Raw genomic sequence first — 22,157 nt, 5'->3', positions numbered from 1 at the left:
TAATGAGCACCTCTGAAGCGCGGCTCATGATCGCCGCCAGCGAAACCGACGCCGACATGTACTACGCCACGCACTTTCTCGCGCCCGACCCCTTCATCTTCTTTCAAATCGGCGCGGAAAAACACCTCCTCATGTCCGACCTGGAACGCGACCGCGCGCGCGCTCAAGCCCAGGTCGATCACGTACTCTCCCTATCCGAATACCAGGAAAAAGCAAAAAAAAAGAACGAAGAACCCTCTCAAATCGATGCCTTACACGAAGTACTACAGGAAAAAAATATCACCCACCTGAACGTCCCCCGCGCCTTTGCCATAGCCACGGCAGACGACTTGCGCGAACGCGGCTACGAAGTGGCATTTCCAGAAGGCGCGTATTGGCCCGACCGGGAAATCAAAACCCCCGAAGAAATCGAATACATCCGCGAAGCACAACAACACACCGAAGCCGCAATGGACGCCGCCATAACCCTCATCCGCAACTCGGAAATCCGCGGTGACACCCTCTGCCACAACGGCGAACCCCTCACCTCGGAAGCCGTCAAACGCGAAATAAAATTTCTCCTCCTCGAACGCGACTACACAGCCGGTCACACCATCGTCGCCGGAGGCGACCAGGCCTGCGACCCCCACAACGAAGGCAGCGGACCCCTGCCCGCACATCAGGCCATCATCATCGACATCTTCCCCCGCTCAAACACCACCGGCTACTTCGCCGACCTCACCCGCACCGTCGTCAAAGGCGAACCCTCTGCCGACCTCCAGAACATCTACGACGCAGTCCTCGCGGGACAAAACCTCGTCCTCGCCAGCGTACGCGCAGACGCAGACGGCCAGGCCATCCACCGGGCACTCACGGAACTATTTGAAAACCGCAACTTTGAAACCGGCAACATAGACGGCCGCATGCAGGGCTTCTTCCACGGCACCGGCCACGGCCTGGGCCTTGAAATCCACGAACCCCCGCGCATCGGCAAAACCCCGGAAACCCTCTGCGCCGGACACATCGTCACCATCGAACCGGGCCTCTATTACCCGGGCCGGGGCGCCGTGCGCATCGAAGACCTCGCCGTCGTCACCGAAGACGGACTCGAAAACCTGACGACCTATCCGAAATTTCTCACCTTATAAACGCAAAACGGGAGGGTGAGACCCTCCCGTTTATCATAACTAACAGACGAATCTGCTCACATCGCATTCTCCACCCGAGCCGTAATAACATCGATCCCCTCATACTTCCGATGATGCACAGATGAAGCGTAATGCCGCAAAAGCCGGATCGAAAACTCGTGATCATCCTCGGCATACGCATCCTCACCCAAATACGCGATCTGGTCTTCGATATTCTCGCCATCCGAAGCCGCCAGAAATTCAACCTCTGCTACCCCATTATCCATGCGAATACTCATGATCAGTTGCCGCGGTGTACTGGAAGATTCCTTTTCATCCTCCGTCACAAGACTCACCAGCATCTCCTCCCCGACCGAACGCAGGCGGTATTGCCCGCTCTCCGTCCAACCGTATTTCTCGGCAAACGCAACGAGAAACTCGTCAATCGCGGGCAATGCAGACAACTCCAGCGGCACTTGAATTTTTCTCCGCCGCGAACCGGTCAGCTCCACCAAAAGCGTCATGCCAATAACCGTCAGGCTTCCCACCGTAACCCCGCTATCGAGCAACTCGCGCACAAACCCGTCAAAAAATCCAGCAATACTCCCAGAAGAAAGCCCAACCATTATCGATACCGCGATGACGATACTCTTGCGATGATCAATCTTATCATCGAACGCCACCTTTGCCCCTTCCACGAAAAGCCCGCCAAATACGATGATATAGACAGCCGCCAGAACCGGACTCGGAATCGCAATGAGAAAAGCCCCCAACTTGGGCAAAAATGCCACCCCGATCATAAACAACCCCATGTACACACCCACAATCCGCGTAGCCACGCCTGTAAGAGAGACATACGTTGCAGTGAGTGCCCAGGGCGTCGTGGCAGAGGGAATGCCCAGAAAGCCCACGATCAAATTGCCCACGGAGTAGGCATTGAGACCGCCTTGAACAACTCTGAAATCCTGTGCCTGTACCTCTCGGTGCGAAGCTCTTTGGATCACGCCAATATCCCCAACAGCCTTCACAAAAGTCACCAAACCGACAAAGATAAAAGCCGGCAGAAGTCCCCAAAATTCAACGCCAAAGGTCAAATCCAAACCTTCCCAGACGGGAACGGGAAAACCAATATAGGCAGCTTCGACCACACCGCTGTTATCGTACAACCCCAAAGGCACTGCGACAATCAGACCCGCCAAAATGGTGATACCGACTATCCACAGCCGCCAGGTCTGTGGCGCACGCAAAATTATCAGTACCCCAACAAACAAAGATATTGTCAGGGTCGCGATAACGCGATCAACGGGCAAATTCTGTGTCGATTTCACAACATCGTTAAACAGGAAGGGAGCTGCCGTAGCTGCGACCAACATCACAATTGTGCCACTGACGGTTCGCGTAAATATTCGGCGCAACAGCGGAAGGTACATCGTGAGCACCAACTGAACGAGCGTCGAGACAACGGTCAAAATCGCCAGCAAGCCCGGTCCGCCTTTTTCTAAGGCAAGCGTAGAGATCGCGATAAAAGGGATATTGAAACCCGTCAAAATGAGAAGTCCAGTCCCGATTCGACCACGGAAAGCCTGAATAATTGACGTGAATCCGCACGTTATCAAGGCCATAAACACGGCCCACGGCAAATAGGCCCCGGTCTCGCCCGATGATCGAATGACCACAGTCGTAAACACCACGACCATGACGATATTTGGCGATGCCATCTGAACGGCAGAGAGTATGGCTACAGACCGGGGACATTTGTCGTCTGGTTCGTAGCGAATACCCTCATTTACCTGCCTGACTTCCGCCATGATTACATCCCCTAATATTGCGTGGTGCGAAAACAGTTAAAGCTGCTCATGGCTATGCCCCCAAACGCAGCCATGAGCGATGGGGTTCGTCGTCTGCTAAGGCTTTATGAGCAACTCAATCGGCCGGTTCGCCAAAGTAGCTCGACCCGAAAATCAGACCATCGTAGCGAATCACCCATACATGTGCATCCAGAATTACGCCGGTTCGCACATGGGGCCGCTGATAGTGAATCCAGTGCCCCTCCTCGGTCGCACGCACTATTTCTTTGCCAAGTTCAAATCCGGTGCTGGGTATCCTAAAGGACGCTATTGGGCGGCCCACCGCTCCGGGCGCGGCAAGAAAGACAGCGACGAGGTCCTCTTGGTCAATCAGAAACAAAGACCATTGGCCTTCGATGCTCTCCCGGCTGCTGTAATAGGCGACGGTGGCTTCCAGACCCTCCTGTTTGTACTTGTCTATCGCGGCCTGCACGTATGCCTTGGTGCCCGCTTCGGGACTCTCTGGGGCAGGGTAATAGCCCGAAGCGAAAAGCAGCCCATCGCGCCGGATGGCATAGCCCACCTTGGGAACCTCCGCCAGCGTCACCGGATGCGGCCACAGGTATTCCACCCAAACACCCACGCCTTCCTCCGCCTTGACCAGCGCCTTGCCCAGTTCGTAGCCATCGGAACCCACCACATCCTTGAGGTCCGTGCCGATCAGTTTGGAAATCAGCGGGTGGACGTGATAGATGTCGTCCGCGTCGGTGGCGAACAAATACCACTCGCCCTCAATGGAGGCCACGCTGTTGTAGTATGCCTTCATCGCCTCCAGGCCATCGCTCTTGTAGCGTTCAATGGCCCGTTGCACGTACGCCACGGTGTACTCCCTCGGATCGGCACCCTGCCAGGGCGGCGACCCGGCCTCGGTATCTGACGTGTAGTAGCCCGATGCGAAGATCAGCCCGTCGTGGCGCACCACCCAGGCCGCCTTGTGTTCTTCCCGCTGTGTTACCGGGTTCGGCCACAGGTATTCCACCCAATGGCCTTCCTCGGTCGCCTCGGCGATTTCCTTGCCCAATTCTTGACCGTCCGAACCCACCACGTCCTTGATGTCCGTGCCGATCAGGTGCGGGAAAATGGGATGCGCCAGGTAGAGATCATCGGCCCCGATGAGGAACAGGTAAAACTGCCCGTCCACGCTTTCCCGGCTGTTGTAATACGCGATGGTCGCTTCCAGGCCCTCGCGGTCGTAGTGCGCGATCGCCTTGGCGATGTAATTGCGGGTGGCGTCGGCCAGATTTTCTTGCAACGTGAAATGCCCGGCCATGAAAACGAGGTCGTCGTGCCGAATGAGGAAGCTGCGCTTGGGGCCTAACTGTCGGGTTATGGAATGAATATCTTGATGATCCACCCAGAGACCTTCCGTAGGCACTTCTTCCATCGGGGGGAATGGTGCGCCAGTGGGCGCGGGCGCACCGACGCGAATGGATAAACCACTTGCCAGTATGATGCTTTGCTGCGGGTCAATGATAGTCATGAACCGCTCGCCTTCGATGCTCTCCTGGCTGCTGTAGTAGGCGAGCGTGGCTTCCCGCCCATCGCGCTCGTAACGCTCAATGCCCTTCATCACAAAGGCCATGGTCAGCGCGTCGTCTTCATCGGCGGCCATCGGCGGAGAACTCAGAACCTGCGCCCTGCCACCTATCGGCAAAGACAACATCACCTCAGCACCCGCATTCAACGGGATGCTCGACCACGAACCTACCTCACTCCCATCCTGCACAGCACGCGCCTGATAATACCCACTGCCGCCAGTAATCTCTATCTGCGCCTGACCCTCATCATCCGTCATACCCGACCAGTCATAGCTCGCAGACTGACCCGCAACAGAACGCGAAAACTCTACCATCACACCACTGACTGGCCCCTCATCCTCGTGCACCGTCGCCACCACGACCAGAGAATGCCCGGCCGCTGCCAATTTACTCAACGGACGACCAACCTGCTCCTCTGCCACCTGAGACTGCGTCACACGATCCCCACCACAACTCCACAGCCCGCCAGCCACCAGCGCGAGCACGAACACGCGACAAACATCTCGAAACATAACAATCTCCCTCGCAAAATGGTTTTCTCTGCCACAACTGCGAACTGCAATAAAATACTTTAGCTTTTATGAGCGGCTCAATCGGCCGGTTCGCCAAAGTAGCTCGAGCCGAAAACCAGACCATCGTAGCGAATCACCCATGCATGTGCATCCAGGATTACGCCGGTTCTCACGTTGGGCCGCTGGTAGTGAATCCAGTGCCCGGCCTCGGTCGCACGCACTATTTCTTTGCCAAGTTCAAATCCGGTGCTGGGTACCTTAACGCTCTCGATGTTGAGACCCACCGCTCCGGGCGCAACAAGGAAGACAGCGATGCGGCCATTCTCGTCAATCAGGAACAGAGACGATTGGCCTTCAATGCTCTCCCGGCTGCCGTAGTAGGCGACTGTAGCTTCCAGGCCCTCCTGTTTATACTTATCTATCGCAGCCTGCACGTATGCCTTAGTGCCCGCTTCGGGACTCTCTGGGGCAGGGTAATAGCCCGAAGCGAAAAGCAGCCCATCGCGCCGGATGGCATAGCCCACCTTGGGAACCTCCGCCAGCGTCACCGGATGCGGCCACAGGTATTCCACCCAAACACCCACGCCTTCCTCCGCCTTGACCAGCGCCTTGCCCAGTTCGTAGCCATCGGAACCCACCACATCCTTGAGGTCCGTGCCGATCAGTTTGGAAATCAGCGGGTGGACGTGATAGATGTCGTCCGCGTCGGTGGCGAACAAATACCACTCGCCCTCAATGGAGGCCACGCTGTTGTAGTATGCCTTCATCGCCTCCAGGCCATCGCTCTTGTAGCGTTCAATGGCCCGTTGCACGTACGCCACGGTGTACTCCCTCGGATCGGCACCCTGCCAGGGCGGCGACCCGGCCTCGGTATCTGACGTGTAGTAGCCCGATGCGAAGATCAGCCCGTCGTGGCGCACCACCCAGGCCGCCTTGTGTTCTTCCCGCTGTGTTACCGGGTTCGGCCACAGGTATTCCACCCAATGGCCTTCCTCGGTCGCCTCGGCGATTTCCTTGCCCAATTCTTGACCGTCCGAACCCACCACGTCCTTGATGTCCGTGCCGATCAGGTGCGGGAAAATGGGATGTGCCAGGTAGAGATCATCGGCCCCGATGAGGAACAAATAAAAATGCCCATCCACGCTTTCCCGGCTGTTGTAATACGCGACAGTCGCTTCCAGGCCCTCTCGGCCGTAGTGCGCGATCGCTTTGGCGATGTAATTGCGGGTGACGTCGGCCAGATTTTCTTGCAACGTGAAATGCCCGGCCATGAAAACGAGATCATCGTGCCGAATGAGGAAGCTGCGCTTGGGGCCTAACTGTCGGGTTATGTGATGAATATCTTGATGATCCATCCAGATACCTTCCGGAGTGACTGGACCGAGGGCGGGCGCGGGCGCACCGACGCGAGTGGATAAACCGCTTGCCAGTATGACGCTTTGCTGCGGGTCAATGATATTCATGAACCGCTCGCCTTCGATGCTTTCTCGGCTATTGTAGTATGCGAGTGCGGCTTCCCGCCCATCGCGCTGGTAACGCTCAATGGCCTTCATCACATAAGCTTTTGTGAGCGCATCGTCGTCATCGGCGGCCATCGCGGAAGAACTCGTGATCTGTGCATTACCACCAACCCACATCGCACCGGCCACCAGTGCCAACACGAACACGCGACAAACATCCCGAAACATAACAACCTCCCTTGTAAAATGGCTTTCTCTGCGAATACTGCGAATACGGAAAAAATAAGGTAAAATATTTCTCTTGCAATACAAAAGCGTAGAGGCCCTGGAAGCACCTATTTTTTCATCAATCCATCTTCACACTTCTCATGCCCTCGGATGAAACGTCCGGTGTACCTCCTTCAAATACTCCCGATCCACATGCGTATAAATCTGCGTCGTTGAAATATCCGCATGCCCCAGCATCTCTTGCACCGCCCGCAAATCTGCGCCCCCCTCCAGCAAATGCGTCGCAAAAGAATGCCGCAGCGTATGTGGACTCACCTTCTTCTCCAACCCCGCCAGCACCACGTATTGCCTCAGCACCTTCCACACACCCATCCGCGACAACGGACCACCGCGAAAATTCAAAAACACCTCAGACCCGGTTTGCAGCTTGACCAACTCCGGACGCACCGCATCCAAATACTCAGACACCCACTCAATACCCTCTGACCCAATCGGCACCACGCGCTCGCGCCCGCCCTTGCCCAGCACCCGAACCACCTCCACATCAAACAGCAAATCCACCTGCGACAACCCGATCAACTCCGACACCCGCAGCCCCGCCCCATAAAGCATCTCTATAAGCGCGCGATCGCGTAGCCCTAAGGGCGTCTCCACATCCGGCGCCAGCATCAACCGCTCAACCTCGTAAATATTCAGCACCGACGGCAATTTTCGCCCCAACTTAGGCGGCTTCAAATGCTCCGTCGGATCCCTGCGCGCGAGCCCTTCCCCTATCAAAAACCTGTGAAACATCCGCACCGCCGTCAAATTGCGCGCCACACTCGACGCCTCCAGCCCCATCTCCGAAAGCAAATTCAACAGCGCGGACACCTCCGTCTGAGAAATCTCATCGGGTGCGCGGATCCCCAAATCCGTCAACAACGTCAAATACCGGCTCAAATCGCGCTCATAAGCACGCGCCGTATTATCCGACAACCCGCGCTCCAGCGTCACAGAATCGAGAAACCGCTGCAATGCGCGCCCCAACTTTGGGGCAATTATCATCTGGTCTATAGACATTATTTCAACCCCTCACAAATCACCTCCGCCAATCTCACCCCCACCCCCTCAACCTCTGCCACCTCCTCCACCTCTGCTTCTCGAATCCGCTTCACCGAACCGAAATGCTTCAACAGTGCGATGCGCCGCGACGGACCCACCCCGGGAATCTCGTCTAACTCCGACGTCAGCGTCCGCTTATCGCGCAACTTGCGGTGGTATGTAATCGCAAACCGGTGCGACTCATCGCGCAACATCTGCAACAACTTCAACGACGACGACGTCTTCGGAATATTCTGCGGATCGGACAGCCCCGGCAAAAACACCTCCTCCAACCGCTTCGCCAGACCAATCACCGCCTGATCTTCAATCCCCAACGCTTTCAACGCCTCAACCGCGCTCGAAAGCTGACCCTTGCCCCCGTCAACCAGCAGCAAATCCGGAAACTTCTTGCCCTCCTCCATCAGCCGCTTAAACCGCCGCGTCACCACCTGCTGCATCATCGCAAAATCATTGGGCCCCTCCAACCCCGTAATTTTAAAATGCCGGTACTCGCGCTTTAGCGCCCTGCCATCCACAAAACACACCAGCGACGCCACCGGATCCGACCCCTGAATATTTGAAATATCCACCGCCTCGATCCACCGCGGTGGCTTCTCCAGATGCAAATCGCGCTGAAGCGCCTGCACGGCTGCGGGCGCTTGCGACCTGCGATTCTCGCGCTTCAACCGCCGCTCCGACAACAACAACCGCGCATTATTCCCCGCCATCTTTATCAACTGAAACTTATCCCCCCGCTGGGGCACGCGCATCTCAACCCCACCCTCTGAGCGCTCAGTAAGCCAATCGAGCACCGTCTCCCGATCCTCAATATCACCCGGCAGGCACACTTCTCGCGGCACAAAAGTAGCCGTAGCGTAAAACAACTGCACAAATTTTGAAACCACCTCCTCCTCAGACGCATCGAGCACCCCCCCGAGAAAATAATTCTGCCGCCCGATCAACCGCCCATCGCGCACCTCCATCACCACCCCGCAAGCCTCGTCATCTTCCCGTGCAATCGCAATCGCATCCCAATCCGTCAAATCATTGGACACCACCTTTTGTCGGCTCGAAGCCTGATCCAGTGCCTGAATGCGATCCCGATAAATCGCCGCCTCCTCGAACCTCAACGCCTCTGCCGCCCGCTTCATCCGCTCTTTAAGCGTCACCATAACCTGCGTGTGCCGCCCCGTCAAAAACAACACCGCCTCATCCACAATCTTCTGATACGCCTCTGCCACAATCAAACCCTCGCACGGCCCGTCGCACCGCTTGATCTCGTAATCCAGACACAACCGCACATTGGACTTTGGCAAATCGTAATCACAACTCCGAATCCGAAACAACCGGTGCATCGTCTCTACCATGCGCCGCATCGCCCGCACATCCGTATAAGGACCCAAATAGCGCGACCCATCCTCCACCACATCGCGCGTCACCACAACGCGGGGAAACGCCTCTTTTGTAATGCGGATATACGGATACTTCTTATCGTCCTTCAAACTGATATTGTAGCGCGGCTTGTGCGCCTTGATCAAATTCGCCTCTAAAATCAACGCCTCCAACTCCGTATCCGTAACAATATATTCCAGATCGCGCACATTGCGAACGAGCGCCCGAAACTGCCGCCGCCCATCATGGGCATTCGGGCGAAAATACTGCTGCACCCGGCTGCGCAACATCTTGGCCTTGCCGATATAAATAATCTGCCCCTCGTCGCCCTTCATCATGTACACACCAGGCTCCCTGGGCATCAGCGCCACAATACCGTCAATATGCTCGCTCATATTGCACCTCTCCCCTACAAATCCACAATCTCCACATCCATCGCATTCAGATCCAGAATCCCCACCGTCTCCCGCCCCGTCGTCCACCCGCACGCCTCCCCCGGATTAATCACCAGCGTATTGCCTCTTCGCACATCGATCTCGTGCGTATGCCCGTAAAAAATCACATCATAAGCACCGCTCTGTGATAGGGCATCCACCTCATCTGGCTCGTGCAACATCAAAATGCGCTTGCCCTCCCACTCGTGTACATAAGGCGGGCGGTGAATCGGACCCAGATCTTCAAAAAGCGCCCGCAAGCCGAACTTCTCCCCATCGTTATTCCCAAAAACCCCGACAAAAGGCACCGTCAAATCACTCATCCAGCGCGCATTAAACGGCGCGATATAATCGCCCCCGTGCAGCACCAGCCCCACATCGCGCGCATTGAAAAGCTCAACCGCTTTCTCAACCGCGTGTTTATTATCGTGTGTATCCGTAATCAAACCGACGAGATGTGATTTTCCCATGATTAAACTCCTATTGTCAGGTCAATTCTTCTGAGATAACTCAATTTTCATAATTATAGGCATTAAATTTCCCAAAAAAAACAAAAAATCTTATCTTATACAGATGTAGATAAAGTAGTAAATGAAAAAAATAAATGAGGGTGTGTATAATTCATTTGTTTTAGTACATTTGATTTATGTGTTAATACAGGAGCAGACCCCTTATGCCCATACTAAAAATCGGCCTTCCCTCCGGGAGTCTTCAAGAATCCACACTCACCCTGTTTGCCAAAGCCGGTTATCGCATCCGCGCCAGCCACCGGTCCTACACGCCCGTCATTGACGACCCCGAACTCGAGGGCTTATTTCTGCGCGCCCAGGAAATCGCGCACTACGTCGAACGCGGCGTTCTCGACATCGGACTCACAGGCATCGACTGGATCCGCGAAAACGAAGCCGACATCATCGAAATCGCCGAATTTGCCTATAGCAAAACCACATCGCAACCCGCGCGCTGGGTCATCGCAGTACCCGAAGACTCGGACATCCAGACCATACAGGACCTGCAGGACAAGCGCATCGCCACCGAACTCGTCACAGCCACGCGCAACCACCTCAAAGACCGCGGCATAACCGCCGAAGTCGAATACTCCTGGGGATCTACCGAAGCCAAAGTGCGCGTACCCGGCCTCGTCGATGCCATCGCCGAACTCACCGAAACCGGATCCTCGCTGCGCGCCAACAACCTGCGCGTCATAGACACCATGTTTGAAACCACGCCCAGACTCATCGCCAACAAGAATGCCTATAGCGATGCGTGGAAACGCGAAAAAGCGCAACACATCGCCACCCTCCTCATCGGCGCGTTCAACGCCGAAGACAAAGTCGGCCTGAAAATGAACGTACGCCGCGCCGACCTCGCGCAAATCGTCAAAAATCTACCCGCGCTCAACAACCCCACCATCGCCAACTTATTCGACGAAAACTGGGTCGCCATCGAAGTCATCGTCGATGAGCGCATCGTGCGCGACCTCATACCAAAACTCAAAAAATCGGGTGCCGAAGGCATCATCGAATATCCCCTGAACAAAGTGATTTATTAACGGAAAATTCTCCTCGGGAACCTGACCAATGCGTGGGATTAGAGAACAGATCAAGTTTTCTCACTGTGTAATATTATGCATCATATTGGGCTGTTCGCTGCGCTTTGTGGGATTGACCAGAGGAGATAGTTCATTTGTGCTGGACGGATCAGGCCAATCTGAGAGGGCGTTTTATCATTTTCATCCCGATGAAACTGCCCTCATCCAGGCCGCTTTAGATCCCATTGATCCACTATCCCCCAAAATCACCAGCTATGGCATGCTGCCCATCTATCTTTTGCGAGGCGTACTGGAATTTAACAGCATTATTTTTGGCCTGGACTTTACAAACCAGAAATCACCCGATGGGGTCCGATACGTATATTTCACCGCCCGTATTCTGGCGGTGCTGGTTTCCTGTCTGACCCTGTACCTGGTCTGGTTATTGGGTGCTCGGTGGTTCAACGAGATAGCCGGTCTGCTCGCTGTTTGCATCGTAGCCGTAGCCCCAATAGCAATCCAACTGGCCCATTTCTATACCGTAGATGGATTGTTCACACTGCTGATTCTGGCCACTATGTATGTCCTTTTAAGAGCATTCGAACGGTCTGATTGGCGGTGGTTTGTATTGACGGGCATATTGATCGGACTCAGTGCCGCCGTTCGCCTGATAGGCTTATCAGCGGGATTTATATTGCTGGTCGGCTATGTCACTCGTCAGCGACAATTAAAAGCAGTCCTGACACCTTCTATTTGGCTGGCGGGTCTATCAGCAGTGTTGTGTTTGGTGGCTCTCCAGCCTTTTCTCGTCCTGGACCGGGATCTGATTTTTCAAGATACAAATCCTTACGGTCTGGGTTTTGCAATGGAATGGGCTCGAGGAGAATTCCTCACAATCTGGAGCTTAGTGGATATCCACACGATCCCTTATCTGTATCACTGGAGCCATCTGTGGCCTCTGGGGGTGGGTTGGCCTCTTACCATCTTCTTCGTCTTTGGATTATCATATAGTCTCTGGAAAATAGATCATCAAAAAGGACTGATCTTGCTCTGGATCGGGATCTATTTTTACGTGATCGGCGGCTTGCAGGCCAAGCCCATAAGGTATCTCCTACCTCTATTGCCCTTTTTGGCTATTTTATCGGCGGATTTTTGCGTCTGGTTCATCCGATCTCCTCAATTTGTCCAGGCGCGAAAATTGGGCATTGGGATTTGTGCTGCGGTATTTGTGTACAGCGCCATTTACGGCGTTGCTTTTGCCAGCCTCTATACCCGGGAAGACAGCCGCATCCAGGCCGCACGCTGGATAGACAAACATATCCCTGCCAATAGCCGGGTAGGTGTCGAAAGAGGTGGATTCTCTATGCGCGGAATGATCCATTCGGAGAAATATTCCGTTCGTCCAATCAAGATGGGAGTGCTCTTTACATTACGTGGATTCACAACCTGCAAAGTAGAATTCATCTTTGTAAAGGAACAGTTACGCGACCTGGATTACATAGTCATAACAGACGTCAATCGGTACCAACAATTCACTGCTGCTCCCGAACTGGTTCCGGGGGGTGCGGCTTTCTACCAGGTATTGGTAGATGGTGAGTTGGGTTTTGATTTAGTCCGGCGCTTCAGGCACTATCCCTCTCTGGGTAGTATAGCGTTCAAAGATGATGGCAGTGAACCGACGTTTGTAGGCTTTGATCACCCGACTGTCATGATTTTTAAAAAAAACACCGCCTATCAGCAGGGCATCGCACACCTGCAGAAACAGGCCTCAACAAATCCCCATTGTGTTGATTCTCTGTTGGAGACAGCCTGTTCCGCGCTTCAGGCAGGAGATCTCGACCAGAGTCTGCTGGCGGCCAGACGAGCGATAGCGCAATTTCCCCAATCGAAAATTGCCCACCTCATTGCATCAGAGATACACAGGCAACGGGGGGAAGAGGCCATGAAACTATACCGGGCATACTGGACACAGGCTGCTCACAACCTGAATCCGCATTGGCTGCTCTGGGGGAGCGGGAGGAGTTTATTGGAATTGGGCCTGACCGATTTAACTTTGTCCTTTCTTGAGGAAGGGACCCGGCGAGTCACCCCAGGTACGGAAGTCGAGACAGCCAATCTGTATATTGCGCTCGTCTATCGTCTATACGAACGCCAGAAAAAGCAAGAGGCCGCGAAAGTCCTCTTGCTTTCAACCCAGATTCATCCACTTCCTATGGCTTATAATTTTCTGGCAAATATTGCTGTCGAGGGAGAAGACTACAAACAGGCGGTAGGGCACCTCGAACAATCGTTACAGTTAGACGATAAACAAGCTGATGTACACGCCGCTGTAGGGGAAATCACGGTCCAATTCTTGAACGATCAGCCCAAAGCTTTGTACCACTTTCAAAGGGCACTTGAACTGGACCCCAAATTAGAGGCCGATCTATCCAAATGGGTAGAAATTAAACGAGAAGCAATAGAATGATCGAAATCATCAAATACAATCGTCAGAGGACACCCCCAAAACTCGACGCCATACTCTCGCGCAGCCCTGAATTCTCTGCCAAACAGGAAGCAACCGTGCGAGAAATCGTCACCGCCGTAAGAGAACAGGGGGATCGCGCCCTCCTCGCGTACACCAAAAAATACGACGGCATCGACATGATCGACATCCGCGTGCCCGAAACCGAAATCAAAGCAGCCCATCGCAATGCCGACCCCAAATTCATCGAAATCATAGACGCAGCCGCCACCAACATCCGCAAATTTCACGAAACCCAGCGACAAACATCCTATTTCATCGAAGACGGCGACGGCGTCATCCTGGGCAAACGCATCCTCCCCATCGAGCGCGTTGCCCTGCTCATACCCGGCGCAAGTGCCCCCTTATTCTCCACCCTGCTCATGGCCGCCATCCCCGCGCAAATCGCAGGAGTCCCGCACCTCTGCATCGCCACGCCCCCGCAGCCAAACGGCGCCATACACCCCGCCGTCCTCGCCACAGCCCATCACCTGGGCATACGCGAAATCTACCAGGTCTTCGGCGCGCAGGCCATCGCCGCGCTCGCTTATGGCACCGACACCATACCCCGCGTTGACAAACTCGTCGGACCCGGCAACCCATACGTTCAAATCGCAAAAAAACTCGTCTTTGGAACCGTTGACATCGACATGATCGCCGGCCCCAGCGAAATCGTCGTCATCGCCGACCGCACGGCAAACGCCAAACACATCGCCGCCGACCTCCTCTCACAGGCCGAACACGGCACCGGCTATGAAGCCGCGGTCTGCATCACGCCCTCTGCCGACCTCGCAACGCAAATCGCCGACGAAATCGCCCATCAAGCCGCCGACCTGACACACCGCAAAGCCATACAAACAGCACTCGACCGCTTTGGTGCAATCGTCGTCGTCCGCGACCTCGCCGAAGGCATTGACCTCGCCAACCGCCTGGCACCCGAACACCTCGAACTCATCATTGCCGACCCCTGGACACATCTACAAACCATTCGCCATGCCGGCGCCGTATTCCTCGGCGCGGCATCATCCGAACCCGTGGGCGACTACTATGCGGGCACCAACCACATCTTGCCCACGGCCGGCGCCGCCCGATTCGCGTCATCTGTTGGCGTTGACACCTTCACCAAAAACATCAGCGTCTTACAATACACCGAACAACGCCTGCAAAAAACCGCGGGCCACATCATCAGCATGGCCGAAACCGAGGGCCTCGACGCCCATGCCAATGCCATCAGGATCAGGATGGGCAAGAAAAAATGACCTATCTCCAAAACATAAAACCCGAAGTTCGCGCCCTGCACGGGTACCATCTCACCGCCTACGACTGTCCCATCAAGCTCAACCAAAACGAAAGCCCATTTGACGTACCCGACAGCTTGAAAGACGACATCTTGCGCGCCGTCCGCAACAAATCCTGGTCGCGCTATCCCGAACCCATGCAAATGGACCTCGTCGAAGCACTCGCCGACCACATGGGCGTCCAACCCGGCGGACTCATCGTCTGCAACGGATCGAACACCCTCGTACAACTCGTCCTCGGCGTCGTATCCGCACCCGGTGTCCAGGTCGTCATCCCCTCGCCTTCATTCTCACTCTACGGCCTCTACACCGACATATTCAGCGGACGCGTCCTCGACATACCCCTCACGGAAAACTACGGCTTCGACATCCCGGCTCTATGTCGCGCTGCCAGCGAAAAAAACGTCCGCCTCATCATCCTCTGCTCCCCCAACAACCCCACGGGATGCGCCATCTCAAACACAGACCTCGACAAACTCTTATCCAGCACCAGCGCCCTCGTCATGGTCGATGAAGCCTACGGCGAATTCTACGACCAGACCGCCATCGACCTCTTGCCCAAACACCCCAACCTCATCGTACTCAAAACCCTCTCCAAAGCATTTGGCGCCGCGGGCATCCGCATTGGATATCTCATCGCCCATCCCGACTTGCGCGACGAAATCATCAAAGGCAAAATCCCCTTTGACATCAACATCTTCTCGCACACAGCGGCCATGGCCATCCTCAACCACAAAGACCTCATACAAAAACGCATCGCCTTTATCTGCGCAGAACGCGAGCGCGTCTTCCAATCCCTCGCCAAAATAGAAGGCGTCACACCCTATCCATCACACGCCAACCTCATCCTCTTTGAAGTCGCCGATCCAGATGCCGTCTTCACCGGACTCATCGAACAAGGCGTACTCATCCGCAACGTCACATCCTATCCCATGCTCGACAGGGCGTTGCGCGTATCCATCGGCACCGAACGAGAAAACGACCTGTTTTTAGACGCCCTTAAAAGGACATTGGAAACAAACCCATGCCCAAACCAACAGACATAAAAATCAAATCCGTCGCCACCTACTTCCTCCCCGTCCAAACGCGCATACCCTATCGCTTTGGCACCGAACAACTCGACAGCGTCACCTGCGTAAGAGTGCGCATCGACGTCGAAGACCGGCAGGGCAACACCGCTTCTGGCTGGGGAGAAACCCCCTTGAGCGCGCCCTGGGCATGGCCATCGCCACACCTCACATACGCCATCCGGGAAACCGCCATGAAAAACTTCTGCCTCAAAATCGGACGCGCATGGGCAGACATCGACACCGCCGGTCACCCCATCGAAATCGGCCACGCATTTCAGGAAAACATCCTCCCCGACCTCCTCTCGGCCTTCAACATCGAACAACAAAACACCACAGGAGACATGCCCCGCCTATCCGCGCTCGTCTGCGCCTCGGCCTATGACCTCGCCCTGCACGACGCATACGGAGTACTCCACAACATCGACATCTACGACACGTACAACGCAGACTTCATGAACGCCGACCTCTCGCACTACCTCGACCCCGCCGACGACATCGACGCCAACTTCGCCGGTCGCTATCCCGAAAACTACCTCACCCGCCCGCGACCAAACCGCCTGCCCGCCTGGCACGCCGTAGGCGGCAACGACCTCCTTGACGACGCCGAACGCACGGGCGATGAACCCGACGACGGCTATCCCGTAGTCCTGCCCGACTGGATACGGCGCGACGGCATCACCTGCCTCAAAATCAAACTCACCGGACAAGAACCCGGATGGGATTACGACCGCATCGTCCGCGTCGGGCAAATCGGCATCGAACACAATGCCATGTGGTTGTGTACAGACTTCAACTGCACCGTCCAACAGGTCGATTACGTCAACGACATCCTGGACCGCCTCCTCACCGACCACCCGCGCATCTATCAAATGATCCTCTACGTCGAACAGCCCTTCGCCTACGAACTCTCTGAAAACCCCCTCCCTGTACACAGCATCTCCGCGCGCAAACCCCTCTTCATGGACGAAAGCGCGCACGACTGGCGCATCATCTGCCTCGGACGACAACTCGGCTGGACCGGCGTCGCACTCAAAACCTGCAAAACCCAGACCGGCGCCCTGCTCTCCCTCTGCTGGGCCCGCGCACACGGCATGACACTCATGGTACAGGACCTCACAAATCCCATGCTCGCGCAAATTCCCCACGCCCTCCTCACCGCCCATGCCGGCACCGTCATGGGCTTTGAAACCAACGCCATGCAATTTTACCCCGACGCCTCAATCCCCGAAGCCGCCGTACACCCCGGTCTCTATCGCCGACAAAACGGCCACATCGACATCTCCACCGTCGAAGGTCCCGGCTTTGGATACAAACACGACCAGATCGACCGCACACTCCCTGCCCCCTCATAAAAAAGGCACATATCCAATGTCCTCTCGCACGGCACACATCCAGCGCAGAACCTCTGAAACAGACATAGACCTCTCCCTCAACCTCACGGGCAAGGGAGAATCGCACATCGACACCGGCATCGGCTTTTTTGACCACATGCTCACAGCCCTTGCCCGCCACGGCTTATTCGACCTCACCGTCACCTGCAAAGGCGACCTCGAAGTCGATGCCCACCACACCGTCGAAGACGTCGGCATCTGCCTCGGTCAAGCACTATCCAACGCACTGGGCGACAAAACCGGCATCGCGCGATTCGGCTCTGCGTACGTACCCATGGACGAAGCCCTCGCCCGCGCCGTAATCGATCTCTCTGGACGCGCGCATCTCATCTATAACGCCGCATTCGCCGAAGAACGCATCGGTGCATTTCCCACGGCACTGGGCCTCGAATTTTTCACCGCACTCGCGCACAACGGCCGCATGAACCTGCACATCGACCTCATGCGCGGCAACAACGCGCACCACGGCATGGAAGCCATCTTCAAAGCCGTCGCCCGGTCCCTGCGACAGGCCGTCACCCTCGACAATAGGATCAGCGGCATACCCTCAACCAAAGGAAGCCTGTGAACGCACGACCCGCAGCATTCATCGACCGCGACGGCACAATCAACATCGAGGTCCAAGACCTCAATCGCGTGGAACAACTCCAGCTCATACCGCGCGCGGGAGAAGCCATTGCGCGTCTCAACCAGGCCGGTTATCCCGTCATCGTCATCACCAACCAATCCGCCATAGGGCGCGGCCTGCTCACAGAAACCGGACTCTCTGAGATCCACCGCGAACTCAAACACCAATTGGCCGCGCACAACGCCTCCATCCATGCCATCTACCATTGCCCCCATCACGGGAGAGACAACTGCACCTGCCGCAAACCCGCGCCCGGCATGATCTTGCGCGCCGCCAGTGAACACAACATCGACCTCGCGGGTTCTATCATGATAGGCGACAACGCAACCGACCTCGAAGCCGGGTGGAATGCGGGCTGCCGCGCAGCCCTCGTGCGCACCGGCTCTGGCGAAGAAGCCCTGAAAAAAATCGACGAGCAAACGCGCGACCGCACAAGCTACATCGGCTGCGACTTATTCGACGTCATAGACCAGATGCTCTGGGAATGAACCATCTATAAATGAACATCTTACACACCTTATACGACGACATCGACAACCCCTGGTGTGGTGGGGGCGGTGCCCTGCGCACATGGGAAATAGCCCGTCGTCTATCGCACAAACACCAGATCACCATTCTATCAGGCGCATATCCCAACGCACCCAGAGAAGAAACCCGAGAAGGCGTACACATCCGCCGCGTGGGATCAGACCGCTCGTACCTCCTCAGTCGAATGAGCTTTGCCCATTATGCCTCCCGCGAAATCGCCCGAACAAACACCGACCTGTGGGTCCATCAATTCTCCGCCTTTGCCCCCCTCTTTGTCTCCGGAAAAAAAAGGCGCAACAGCCTCCTCGAATTCTTCCACTTCATGGACGACCACGCCACAGCAAAATATCCCGTGCTCGGCCACATTGCCCGCAAAGCCGAACAGCGCGCTCTGCACCTTCACCCGCACATCCTGACCATCTCGCCCACCGTCACGCGCCAGCTTGAAAAACGCGCGACAAACGCGCAATTTCACCTCGTCTATACCGGCGTCGATCAAATCTGTTTTGAAGCACCCTGGGCAGAAGAAAACTACATCCTCTATTTTGGGCGCATGGACATCCACAACAAAGGCATCGACATCCTCCTATCCGCCTTTGCCAAACTCAACGCACCCGATATCCGCCTCATCCTCTCGGGTCGCGGAACCCCGCAAAACAAACGCGAAATACGATCCATCGCCAATCGACTCAACATCGCAAACCGCGTCGAATTCACTGGCGCCGTCACACCCGAACAAAAAAATAGCCTCATAGGCCATGCCCTCTTCGTCTGCACCCCCTCGCGCTACGAAGGCTGGGGCATCGTCGCCATCGAAGCCGCAGCCGCAGCCAAAGCCGTCATAGGCACCGACATCCCCGGATTGGCAGATGCCATCCGCGCCGATGAAACCGGCCTCCTCGTCCCATCCGAAAACCCCCAGGCACTCGCCAGCGCCATGGACCGCCTGCTCAGCGACCCTATCCTGCGCAAACGCCTGGGAGCAGCGGGGAGAAAATGGGCTACACAATTCACATGGGACCGCACAGCGCAAGCGCAAGAAGAAGTCTATCTGAAAGTCGCCAATGACTAATCGAACCACAACACACCTCTTCATCTTCCTCCTCTGCATCTACGCACTCACAGCGGGCGGACACTACGGAGGTGATGGATTTTGGAATTACCTCACCGCGCAAAGCCTGATGCGCGATGGCGACCTCATCATCTCCGATGAAACCTTCACCGTGCCCGAAATGCAAAAACACAGCGATGCGGTCACCTCATCTGGACGCCAGTACTCCAAATACGGACCCGGCATGCCCCTCGCAGAAATACCCTTCTACGCCATTGGCCTCCTCCTCACCGGCATCTTCCCCAATATCCCCGCCGACTACCTCACCATGTTCACCACATCGATGACCAACGCGGTCATATCCGCCCTGTGGGTCCTCTTCTTTTATTTCATCATTCAATCATTCAATTACCCACCATCTACCGCAAAATGGCTCACAGGCGCTTTTGCACTCGGCACCATGGTCTTTCCATACTCGGGATACGGATATCCAGAACCGCTCGTCGGGCTCGGCCTGCTCATCGCAACGCACAGCCTCATCAAACCCCATCCCTCACCCATCCTTGCGGGAATTGGCTTTGCCATTGCCATCCTCACCAAATTCTACACCCTCGTCCTCCTGCCGATCCCCCTGCTCTACCTGCGCCGCACCCAACACACCACATCGCGCATCCCGATCTTCTTATCACCTATTCTCGCAGCCTGTCTCATAGTCGCCTATCACAACCACCTGCGTTATGGCAACATCTTACTCACCGGATACCACCTCGACATCCTCGCCCAAAAAGGTGGCTATCTCGCCTTTATACCCGCGCAAATCTTCACCGCCTTTTACGGCCTGCTCTTCAGCACCGGACGCGGCCTCATCTTCTTTTTCCCCACGATATGCCTCCTCCCCATCGCCTATCACAAATTCAGATCATCGCACCCAAACGAAGCGCGCCTTTGCCTGGGCTTTATCCTGACACTATTCATCATCCTCTTACCCATGATCGACTGGCATGCCGGATCCTCGTGGGGACCGCGTTATTTGCTTCCCATCCTCCCTTTCTGTATTTTTCCCCTCGGCGTGCTCGCCGACATCAAATGGACGCGCCGCCTCACCGTCCTCGGCTTCTTCGTACAACTCCCCGCTGTACTGATGAACCCCTATCTCTTTACGCACCTTGTACAGGACAAGAAAATGGGTGCAACAATCTTCGCGCCTCACCAAATGGGCGACCTCCTCTTCTCACCCAACCTATCTCCCATTATCGGCGGCTACTACCAGCTCACCTCGGCAATCTGCCGCCTCACAACCGGGCAATCGCTCGACTACACCATCTCCTCTGGCACAGAACGCTTCGTCTCCGCATCTCTCAAAAACTACGACCTCATCGACATGTGGTGGATCAATGTCCTGCGCACAAACATCCTCAGCCCAACAATGACCATCGCACTCATCCTCGTCGTAATCTGCCTCATACTCATCGCCATCTACGCTGCGCGACAAGCCGTCTCATCACCATCAAAAGGACCCCAACAATGAGCAAACGACGCAGGCATAGCCGGCCCTCACCCAACCGAACCAAAACGGCGTTTGAACTCACCCATTTCCTATCTCGCCCATGGGTACCCATTGTCTTTTTTGCCCTGCTCACAACCGGCTATTTCTATCACATCCTCATCACGGGCGACGTGATCTACGGCAGCGACACCGGCGCAGAATTTCACAGAGGCAACGAACCCTTTGCAGAAGCCCTGAAAAAATTGCCACCAAAAAACTGGAGCCGATTTATGGGTGGCACCCCGGAATCAGCCGCACTGCGTCCGCAATACTATCCCCTCGTCGTCATCGACCTCTTCACCAGCGAACACCGCTATTTTGGCTGGCGTTACATCTTCGCCATGTTCACAGCGGGCTACTTCATGTACCTCTGCACACGCAGCTTTGGCCTCCATCCCCTCGCCGCCCTCATCGCGGGTGCGGCCTACGCCTCTGCCCCTGCATTCCTCACCTTCTCGCAGGCCGGGCACTATGCAAAAATGACCGTCATCGGCCTCTTCCCCCTCATGTACTGGGCACTCAACCGCGGCATGGACACGCGGCGCATCATCTACTTTTTAATCCTCGGCGGCACCGTCGGCATCGCCATCTACAGCCCGCACCTCCAGATGGCCTACTTTGCCCTGTGGGCACTGGGCCTGCTCTTCCTCTACAAGCTCTTATGGGGCATATCCCGTAATGGAACAAAAACCGCCCTCTATCAAACCCTCCTATCAGCAGGCGCGATCTGCCTGGGCCTCGCCATAGGCGCAGAAGGCGTCATCCCCCAATACTGGAACACACAAACATCGTCAAAACGCGCCGCTACCGCCCAAGAAGACGGATATGAATTTGCCTCATCCTGGTCGCTACATCCCGAAGAAATATTCGCCCTCGTCATCCCCGAATTTGTCGCCTTTGACACAAACACAACAACCCACAAATACTGGGGACGCAACGCCTTCAAAATCAACTCCGAATACGTCGGCATCGTCCCCCTCTTCTTCGCCATCCTCGCCCTCTCGCGCACGCGCA

The 22,157-nt window shown here is 55.7% G+C and carries 17 protein-coding genes; 11 read left to right on the top strand and 6 right to left on the bottom strand.

Features of this window, described 5'->3' with window-relative positions; genetic code table 11:
• The first annotated feature begins 2 nt into the window (after positions 1-2).
• Entirely contained in the window at positions 3-1,127 is a 1,125-nt protein-coding gene (locus OXG87_01935; protein ID MCY3868285.1) for a Xaa-Pro peptidase family protein, read from the top strand.
• Between the two features lie 56 nt (positions 1,128-1,183).
• Here OXG87_01935 and OXG87_01930 read toward each other — a convergent pair whose 3' ends face one another.
• The 6 genes from OXG87_01930 to OXG87_01905 all read right to left on the bottom strand — a co-directional run bounded on the left by OXG87_01930 (position 1,184) and on the right by OXG87_01905 (position 10,067).
• A complete protein-coding gene (locus OXG87_01930) occupies positions 1,184-2,914 on the bottom strand; it encodes a hypothetical protein (GenBank protein MCY3868284.1) in 1,731 nt (576 codons plus the stop codon).
• A 115-nt stretch (positions 2,915-3,029) separates the two neighbouring features.
• On the bottom strand, positions 3,030-5,003 hold the full coding sequence (locus tag OXG87_01925; GenBank protein MCY3868283.1) for a cache domain-containing protein: 1,974 nt from the start codon (positions 5,001-5,003) through the stop codon (positions 3,030-3,032).
• Positions 5,004-5,080: 77 nt separating this feature from the next.
• Complete coding sequence (locus OXG87_01920; protein MCY3868282.1) at positions 5,081-6,691, bottom strand: cache domain-containing protein; 1,611 nt, start codon at positions 6,689-6,691, stop codon at positions 5,081-5,083.
• Between the two features lie 138 nt (positions 6,692-6,829).
• Positions 6,830-7,750 carry a site-specific tyrosine recombinase XerD gene (gene xerD / locus OXG87_01915; protein ID MCY3868281.1) on the bottom strand — a complete coding sequence of 307 codons (921 nt, stop codon included), beginning with the start codon at positions 7,748-7,750 and terminating at the stop codon, positions 6,830-6,832.
• Positions 7,750-9,558: an excinuclease ABC subunit UvrC gene (gene uvrC / locus OXG87_01910; protein MCY3868280.1), complete on the bottom strand. Its 1,809-nt coding sequence runs from the start codon at positions 9,556-9,558 to the stop codon at positions 7,750-7,752. Before uvrC ends, xerD begins: the two co-directional genes overlap by 1 nt.
• A gap of 14 nt (positions 9,559-9,572) precedes the next feature.
• Complete coding sequence (locus tag OXG87_01905; GenBank protein MCY3868279.1) at positions 9,573-10,067, bottom strand: metallophosphoesterase; 495 nt, start codon at positions 10,065-10,067, stop codon at positions 9,573-9,575.
• Between the two features lie 203 nt (positions 10,068-10,270).
• Here OXG87_01905 and hisG point away from each other — a divergent pair, with 203 nt between their 5' ends.
• From hisG to OXG87_01855, 10 genes are all read left to right on the top strand, one after another.
• Complete coding sequence (hisG, locus tag OXG87_01900; protein MCY3868278.1) at positions 10,271-11,149, top strand: ATP phosphoribosyltransferase; 879 nt, start codon at positions 10,271-10,273, stop codon at positions 11,147-11,149.
• A 136-nt stretch (positions 11,150-11,285) separates the two neighbouring features.
• Positions 11,286-13,595 carry a glycosyltransferase family 39 protein gene (locus tag OXG87_01895; protein MCY3868277.1) on the top strand — a complete coding sequence of 770 codons (2,310 nt, stop codon included), beginning with the start codon at positions 11,286-11,288 and terminating at the stop codon, positions 13,593-13,595.
• Entirely contained in the window at positions 13,592-14,890 is a 1,299-nt protein-coding gene (gene hisD / locus OXG87_01890) for a histidinol dehydrogenase (GenBank protein ID MCY3868276.1), read from the top strand. Before OXG87_01895 ends, hisD begins: the two co-directional genes overlap by 4 nt.
• Complete coding sequence (gene hisC, locus OXG87_01885) at positions 14,887-15,975, top strand: histidinol-phosphate transaminase (GenBank protein MCY3868275.1); 1,089 nt, start codon at positions 14,887-14,889, stop codon at positions 15,973-15,975. The genes hisD and hisC overlap by 4 nt, the downstream gene beginning before the upstream one ends.
• The gene (locus OXG87_01880; protein MCY3868274.1) at positions 15,954-17,351 is read left to right on the top strand and encodes a hypothetical protein; all 1,398 of its coding nucleotides are present in this window, start codon (positions 15,954-15,956) and stop codon (positions 17,349-17,351) included. Before hisC ends, OXG87_01880 begins: the two co-directional genes overlap by 22 nt.
• 16 nt (positions 17,352-17,367) lie before the next feature.
• The gene (gene hisB, locus OXG87_01875) at positions 17,368-17,958 is read left to right on the top strand and encodes an imidazoleglycerol-phosphate dehydratase HisB (protein MCY3868273.1); all 591 of its coding nucleotides are present in this window, start codon (positions 17,368-17,370) and stop codon (positions 17,956-17,958) included.
• Positions 17,955-18,506, top strand: coding sequence for an HAD family hydrolase (locus tag OXG87_01870; protein MCY3868272.1), 552 nt, complete (start codon positions 17,955-17,957; stop codon positions 18,504-18,506). Before hisB ends, OXG87_01870 begins: the two co-directional genes overlap by 4 nt.
• Positions 18,507-18,517: 11 nt before the next feature.
• Positions 18,518-19,618: a glycosyltransferase family 4 protein gene (locus OXG87_01865; GenBank protein ID MCY3868271.1), complete on the top strand. Its 1,101-nt coding sequence runs from the start codon at positions 18,518-18,520 to the stop codon at positions 19,616-19,618.
• The gene (locus OXG87_01860; GenBank protein MCY3868270.1) at positions 19,611-21,125 is read left to right on the top strand and encodes a hypothetical protein; all 1,515 of its coding nucleotides are present in this window, start codon (positions 19,611-19,613) and stop codon (positions 21,123-21,125) included. The genes OXG87_01865 and OXG87_01860 overlap by 8 nt, the downstream gene beginning before the upstream one ends.
• Positions 21,122-22,157: hypothetical protein (locus OXG87_01855; GenBank protein MCY3868269.1), on the top strand; the 1,036-nt coding region annotated here is incomplete at its 3' end. The genes OXG87_01860 and OXG87_01855, both read left to right, overlap by 4 nt.

This window comes from Gemmatimonadota bacterium (assembly GCA_026706845.1).
Classification (GTDB): domain Bacteria; phylum Latescibacterota; class UBA2968; order UBA2968; family UBA2968; genus VXRD01.
Note: the sequence above shows the minus strand (reverse complement) of the source record. Positions and strands in the feature narration are given on the sequence as shown.